The sequence below is a fragment of the Geobacter metallireducens GS-15 genome, assembly GCF_000012925.1.
GTDB classification, from domain to species: Bacteria; Desulfobacterota; Desulfuromonadia; order Geobacterales; family Geobacteraceae; genus Geobacter; species Geobacter metallireducens.
This window is the reverse complement of sequence record NC_007517.1, coordinates 3,990,918-3,997,420: the sequence shown is the minus strand read 5'-3', so window position 1 is coordinate 3,997,420 and position 6,503 is coordinate 3,990,918. Positions and strand designations below refer to the sequence as shown.

Genomic DNA, 6,503 nt, shown 5'->3' with positions numbered 1-6,503 from the left:
CTGATTCAGGGAGATAGCATATGAAAAGGACCTTTCAGCCCAGCAACACTTCCCGGAAGCGCACCCACGGCTTCCGTGTCCGTATGTCCACCAAGAACGGCCGGCTCGTCATCAAGCGTCGTCGTGCCAGGGGGCGTAAGCGTCTTGCTGTGACCATCGCCGGCAAGTAATCCTCCGGTTGCCTTCCGACGCCTGGAGGCGGACCGAGGGGGAATTCCTCTGTTCACGTTCACCAAAGACGAGCGCCTACTCAAAAGAGTCGATTTTCTCAGGCTCTCGGAGAGCTCGCGCAAGATCAGCACCCCCTGTTTCCTAGTTCTTTGGGCAGCGGGGCCTGATCCAGCCTGTCGTATTGGCATCACCGTAAGCCGCAAGGTAGGTAATGCGGTAACCAGAAACCGGATCAAGCGCCTTGTGCGGGAGTACTATCGACTGCACAAGGCGCTCTTTCCTCCCCTCGACATCAACATAATTGCCCGAAGGGGAGCTGACAAGCTCGACTACCAGGGAGTCTGCAAGGAACTGGACCGGGTGGTGGAGCGCCTTGCGGGCCTCACACGATCATGCTGAAGATTCTCATCAAGATCATCGGCATCTACCAGCGCTACCTCTCGCCCCTCACCGGGCCCACCTGCCGCTTCTATCCCTCCTGTTCAACCTATGCCAAGGAATCGCTCATGCGGCACGGCCTTCTCAAAGGGCTGTGGTACAGTGCCGTCCGGATCATGAAATGTCATCCGTACCACCCCGGTGGCTACGACCCCGTCAAGTAACCATCCATCAGGAGCTGACATGGAAAAAAGGGCTTTGATTGCAGTTATCCTCTCTATTGTATTCTTCTACGGGTACTCGGCCCTGTTCCCCCCGCCGAAGAAGGAGGCTCCGGCGCCGTCCGCCCAGCAGGCGGTGACCGGTTCCCAGCCGGGAGCACCCCAGGCTTCTGTAGCGGCAGTTCCGGCCCCTTCACCTGTGCCCGCTGCAGCGGTTAAGGCCCAGCAGAAGGAGATAGCCGTCGAGACGCCGGACTATACGGCGGTCTTTTCGACTCAAGGGGGTAGTCTGACCCGCCTTGTCCTGAAAAAGTACCGCGAAACCGCTGACCTCACCGGCAAACATGTCACCTTGGTGGACGAGCGCGACCCGTCCGCTTATACCCTCTCCACCCGTGCCGCCGGCATTGGTCTCGATCCGTCTGCCCTCTTTGTGTCGAGCGCCGACTCCCTGACCGTGGAGGCAGGGGAGGAGAAGAAGGAACTTGCCTTCACCTGGATATCGCCTGCCGGCGTCACGGTCCGCAAGATTTACACTTTCCAGGGTGGCAACTACGGCATCGACATGGTCTACCAGACTGCCAATTCCGGCACGGCCCGGGTCGGCGCCGCCTTCCAGACGGTCATGACCTATCCGGCGGTTCCCCGGGTCAAGGAGAGCCGGCTTGAGACGTTCGGACCGGTGACCTTTGCCCAGGACAAGCTTACGGAGGAGAAGGTCAAGGACCTGGTCGGGCAGGGGAAGAGCTACAGTGCACCTCTCTGGAGCGGTTTTGCCGACAAGTATTTCCTCTCGGCCGTCGTGGGGCAGGGGGGGAGCATCGCCACGGCCGCTGTCCGCAGCACCCCCCGGGGGATGCTTGAGGACACCATCACCGCACCGGAAACTTCTCTGAATCCCGGCGAGTCGAAATCCGTCGCCTATCGCCTCTACTTCGGTCCCAAGGATCTGGATATCCTCAAGGCACAGGGGAACAGCCTGGAGCGGGCCATCGACCTGGGCTGGTTCGCAATGCTGGCCAAACCGCTTCTCCACAGCCTCAAGTTCTTCTACAAGTACGTCCACAACTATGGCATCGCCATTATCATTATCACGGTGATCCTGAAGATCATCTTCTATCCCCTGACCCACTCCAGCTACAAGTCCATGAAGCAGATGCAGAAGCTTCAGCCGAAGATGCAGGAGGTGCGGGAAAAGTACAAGAATGACCGCGATGCCATGAACAAGGCGATCATGGAACTCTACCAGACCCACAAGGTGAACCCCGTGGGTGGTTGCCTCCCGATGCTCGTCCAGATCCCGGTCTTCTTCGCCCTCTACAAGGCCCTCATGTTCTCCATTGAACTGCGCCACGCGCCGTTCATGCTTTGGATCCAGGATCTCGCCGGCAAGGATCCTTATTATGTGACTCCCATCATCATGGGGATCACCATGGTCATCCAGCAGAAGATGACGCCGTCCCAAATGGACCCCATGCAGCAGAAGATGATGATGGCCCTGCCGGTGGTCTTCACCTTCATGTTCCTGAACTTCCCGTCGGGACTCGTCCTCTACTGGCTCGTGAACAACGTTCTGACCATTATCCAGCAATCCTACATCAACAAGAGCATCGCCGCGGCCGAGGCCAAGTAGGGACACGATGTACCTGGAAGATACCATAGCGGCCATCGGCACGCCGGTGGGGGAGGGGGGGATCGGCATCATCCGCGTGAGCGGTCCCGATGTCCCCGCCATTGCCCGGCGGATCGTCCGGCGGGTTAACGAGAACGGTGACTTCGTGAGTCACCGTTTTTATTATGGCACCGTAGTGGATCCCGAGTCGCGGGACACCGTTGACGAGGTTATGGCGGTGCTGATGCGGGCACCCCGTTCCTTCACCCGGGAGGATGTCCTTGAGATCCAGTGCCACGGGGGATACCTGGTCACCCGCCGGGTCCTGGACGCGGTGCTCCAGTGCGGCGCCCGTCCGGCCGAGCCGGGGGAGTTTACCCGCCGGGCGTTCCTGAACGGCCGCATTGATCTCGTTCAGGCCGAGGCGGTCATCGACGTGATCCGCTCCAAGACCGAGGCGGCTCTCAATCTGGCCCAGCACCAGCGGGAGGGGCGCCTCTCCGAGCGGCTCAAGGCCGTGCAGGGTTGCCTGCGACATAGTCTTGCCCTTGTTGAGGCGTTCATCGATTTCCCCGATGACGAGGTGGATCCCGCCTCCCGGGTGGAGATCGAGGCAAAGGCCCGGGAGGCCTCGGGCCGAATTGAAGAACTCCTGGAGGGTTTCGACGAGGGGAGGGTGCTCCGGGACGGGGTGTCGGTCCTCATTGCCGGGAAGCCCAACGTGGGGAAGTCGAGTCTCCTTAATACGCTCCTCCAGGAGAAGCGCGCCATCGTCACGTCGGTCCCCGGCACCACCCGGGACATCATTGAGGAGGTGGTTAACGTCCGGGGCCTGCCGCTCCGGATGCTGGACACCGCCGGCATTCGGGAGACTGAGGATGTCGTCGAGCAGGAGGGGGTCCGTCTCACCCTGGAGAAGATACCCCAGGCTGACCTGATCCTTTTCGTCCTCGACGGTTCCCGTCCCTTTGACGACGACGACCGGATGATTCTTGCCGCCCTGGCGGAACGGCGCGTAATTGTCGTCACGAACAAGAGCGATCTTCCGGTCACCCTTCGTATTCCCGGCGAGCTGGAGGGTGTGCACACCGTTGCTATTTCCACTGCCACCGGGGCCGGCATCGACGACCTGCGGGAGGCCGTTTTCGAAACCTTCATTCACGGTCGAGCCATTGACAGCCGGGAGTATGTGGCCCTCTCGCAGACACGGCACCGGGATGCCCTGGTAAAGGCTCGGGGAAGAATCGCCGTATTCTTCGCCAATCTGGCGGCGGGCAACGATCTGGAAATTCTGGCCGTGGACCTCAGGGACGCCCTTGATGCCGTTGGGGAGGTTACCGGCGAAACGACCCCCGATGATATTCTTGAGCTTATCTTCCAGCGGTTCTGCATCGGGAAGTAGGTTTGACGAACAAGGGGTGCAACGGGTATCATTGGGTAGATGTTTCACGTGGAACATTGTGGCTAACTTCTTGTTGCCACTGACTAATTTGCTGGGATACCGTATCCATTATCGCCTCCTGTGAAACAGGATTGAGGTCATACGCAAGAGATGGAATTCATCGACTACGATAAACAGTACGACGTCATCGTGGTGGGGGCGGGCCATGCCGGCTGCGAGGCGGCCCTGGCCGCTGCCCGCATGGGGTGCGAGACGCTGCTTCTCACCATTAATCTGGACGCCATTGCCCTCATGTCGTGCAACCCTGCCATCGGCGGGTCGGCCAAGGGGCATCTGGTGAAGGAGATCGATGCCCTCGGCGGCGAGATGGGAAAGAATATCGACGCCACCGGCATCCAGTTCCGCATCCTCAATACCCGCAAGGGGCCGGCGGTCCGGGCCTCCCGGGCCCAGGCCGACAAGCAGCTCTACCGTCTCCGGATGAAACACGTCATGGAGCAGCAGGAACGCCTCTCCCTCAAGCAGGCCGAGGTGACCGGCATTGTGGTTGAGGATGGCGAGGTACGCGGTGTCGATACGAAGGTCGGGGTCCGCTACCTCGGCGCCACCGTCATCCTCACCACCGGCACCTTCATGCGGGGGCTCATCCATGTGGGGCTCACCAACTACCCCGGGGGGAGGGCGGGGGATCTACCGTCCGTGGGGCTGTCGGACCAGCTCCGGGAGCTGGGCTTTGCCGTGGGCCGTCTCAAGACGGGCACCCCGGCCCGGCTCGACGGCCGCACCATTGATTTCACCCGCCTGGAGCCCCAGCACGGGGATGACCCGCCAGTACCGTTCTCTTTCTCCACGGAGCGGATCGACCAGCCCCAGGTGCCGTGCTACATCGCCTACACCAACCCCCGCTCCCACGAGATCATCCGCTCGGGGCTCGACCGCTCGCCCCTCTATGCCGGCGTGATCGAAGGAATCGGTCCCCGCTATTGCCCCTCCATCGAGGACAAGGTGGTCCGCTTCCCCGAGAAGGACCGTCACCAGACCTTTCTGGAGCCCGAGGGGCGGGACACGGTGGAGTACTATCCCTCGGGGCTCTCCACCTCGCTCCCCATCGATATCCAGTGGGCCTTCTACCGGAGCATCGAGGGGCTGGAGCGGGTGGAGATCATGCGGCCCGCCTATGCCATCGAGTACGATTACGTGGACCCGATCCAGCTCCACGCCTCCCTGGAGACCAAGCTTGTCCGTAACCTCTACCACGCCGGCCAGATTAACGGCACCTCCGGCTACGAAGAGGCGGCGGGGCAGGGGCTCATGGCGGGGATCAACGCCGCCCTGCGGGTGCGGGACAAAGAACCGCTGATTCTGGGCCGGAGCGAGGCTTATATCGGCGTCATGATCGACGACCTTGTTACCCTCGGCACCCGGGAACCCTACCGGATGTTCACCTCACGGGCCGAGTACCGGCTCCTCCTGCGGGAGGACAACGCGGACCTGCGGCTCCGGGAGCGGGGCCACGCCGTGGGGCTCGTGCCGGAAGGAGCGTACCAACGGTTCCTGGAGAAACGGGAGCGGATCGGTGCCGAGCTTGCTCGGCTCAAGGGAACGAAACTCCTCCCCTCCGAAGCGGATCCGGATTTCCTGGCCGCGTTCTCCCTGACAGCTCTCCAGAATGCCCTCACCTATGAGCAGCTCCTGCGGCGTCCCGATATAACCTACGAGGAATTATGCCGCATCGATCCCCGGGCGGCGGAGGTGCCGCCGGTGGTTCGGGAGCAGGTGGAGATCCAGATCAAGTACCAGGGGTACATCGAGCGGCAGCTGGACCAGGTGGAGCGGGCCCGGAAGCTGGAAGGGACCCGTGTTCCCGCCGGCTTCGACTACGGGGCCCTCCCCGGCCTCTCGGCCGAGGTGCGGGAGAAGCTGGCCAAATTCCGTCCCGACACCCTGGGGCAGGCCTCCCGCATCCAGGGGGTAACCCCGGCGGCGGTGGGGATTCTGTCCCTTGCCCTCAAGGCCCGGGGGTAGCATGGACCAGGAAGCCAAGGACCTCCTGGTGCGCGGAGCGGCCCAGCTGGGTGTGGAACTCACGTCGGCCCAAGTGGGGAAATTTGCTCTCTTTGCCGCTGAGCTTCGGAAATGGAACCGCAAGATCAACCTGACCGCCATCACCACCGAACGGGAGATCGCCCTGAAGCACTTCGTGGATTCCCTCTCTCTCTGCCGCGCGGTCGGGAAGGGGGGGAAGCTCTTGGATCTCGGCTCCGGCGGCGGCTTTCCGGTCATCCCCTTTGCCATCCTTCATCCGAAGAGCGAAGTGGTGTCAGTTGACGCAGTGGAAAAGAAGATTATCTTCCAGCGCCATATGGGGAGGCTCCTGGGGCTTTCGTGCTTTCAGTCGATCCATGCCCGGGGCGAGGAACTGGCCGGGCGGTTCGCCGGTCACTTCGACTGGATCGTTTCCCGGGCCTTCTCCGACATCCCCACCTTTGTCCGCATGGCGCTGCCCCTCCTGAGGCCAAACGGTGCCATTGTCGCCATGAAGGGGCAGGGGGGCCGCGAGGAGGCCGAGACGTCCCGCCCCGCCCTGGAGGTGCTCGGTGTGGAGATCCGCCAGGTGCTGGAATTCCCTCTGCCGTTCTCCGGTGACGGGCGAAGCCTCATCGTAATGGGACGAAAAAACGAGTCATAGACTGTTTTCGCGTTATTGACACCAGATTCG

7 protein-coding genes are annotated in these 6,503 nt (G+C 61.9%); all 7 read left to right on the top strand.

The window, feature by feature from the left end; all coding sequences use genetic code 11:
* Positions 1-20 precede the first annotated feature (20 nt).
* A complete protein-coding gene (gene rpmH, locus GMET_RS17880; protein ID WP_004513719.1) occupies positions 21-170 on the top strand; it encodes a 50S ribosomal protein L34 in 150 nt (49 codons plus the stop codon).
* 49 nt (positions 171-219) lie between these two features.
* Positions 220-570, top strand: a complete 351-nt coding sequence (gene rnpA, locus GMET_RS17875) for a ribonuclease P protein component (protein ID WP_011366204.1) — start codon at positions 220-222, stop codon at positions 568-570.
* Entirely contained in the window at positions 564-773 is a 210-nt protein-coding gene (gene yidD, locus GMET_RS17870; RefSeq protein ID WP_004513718.1) for a membrane protein insertion efficiency factor YidD, read from the top strand. The genes rnpA and yidD overlap by 7 nt, the downstream gene beginning before the upstream one ends.
* Positions 774-792: 19 nt before the next feature.
* Positions 793-2,403, top strand: a complete 1,611-nt coding sequence (gene yidC / locus GMET_RS17865) for a membrane protein insertase YidC (protein ID WP_004513717.1) — start codon at positions 793-795, stop codon at positions 2,401-2,403.
* Positions 2,404-2,410: 7 nt separating this feature from the next.
* The gene (mnmE, locus tag GMET_RS17860) at positions 2,411-3,784 is read left to right on the top strand and encodes a tRNA uridine-5-carboxymethylaminomethyl(34) synthesis GTPase MnmE (RefSeq protein ID WP_004513716.1); all 1,374 of its coding nucleotides are present in this window, start codon (positions 2,411-2,413) and stop codon (positions 3,782-3,784) included.
* A gap of 150 nt (positions 3,785-3,934) precedes the next feature.
* Positions 3,935-5,809, top strand: a complete 1,875-nt coding sequence (mnmG, locus tag GMET_RS17855) for a tRNA uridine-5-carboxymethylaminomethyl(34) synthesis enzyme MnmG (RefSeq protein ID WP_004513715.1) — start codon at positions 3,935-3,937, stop codon at positions 5,807-5,809.
* 1 nt (position 5,810) lies between these two features.
* A complete protein-coding gene (rsmG, locus tag GMET_RS17850) occupies positions 5,811-6,473 on the top strand; it encodes a 16S rRNA (guanine(527)-N(7))-methyltransferase RsmG (RefSeq protein WP_004513714.1) in 663 nt (220 codons plus the stop codon).
* The last annotated feature ends 30 nt before the right edge of the window (positions 6,474-6,503 follow it).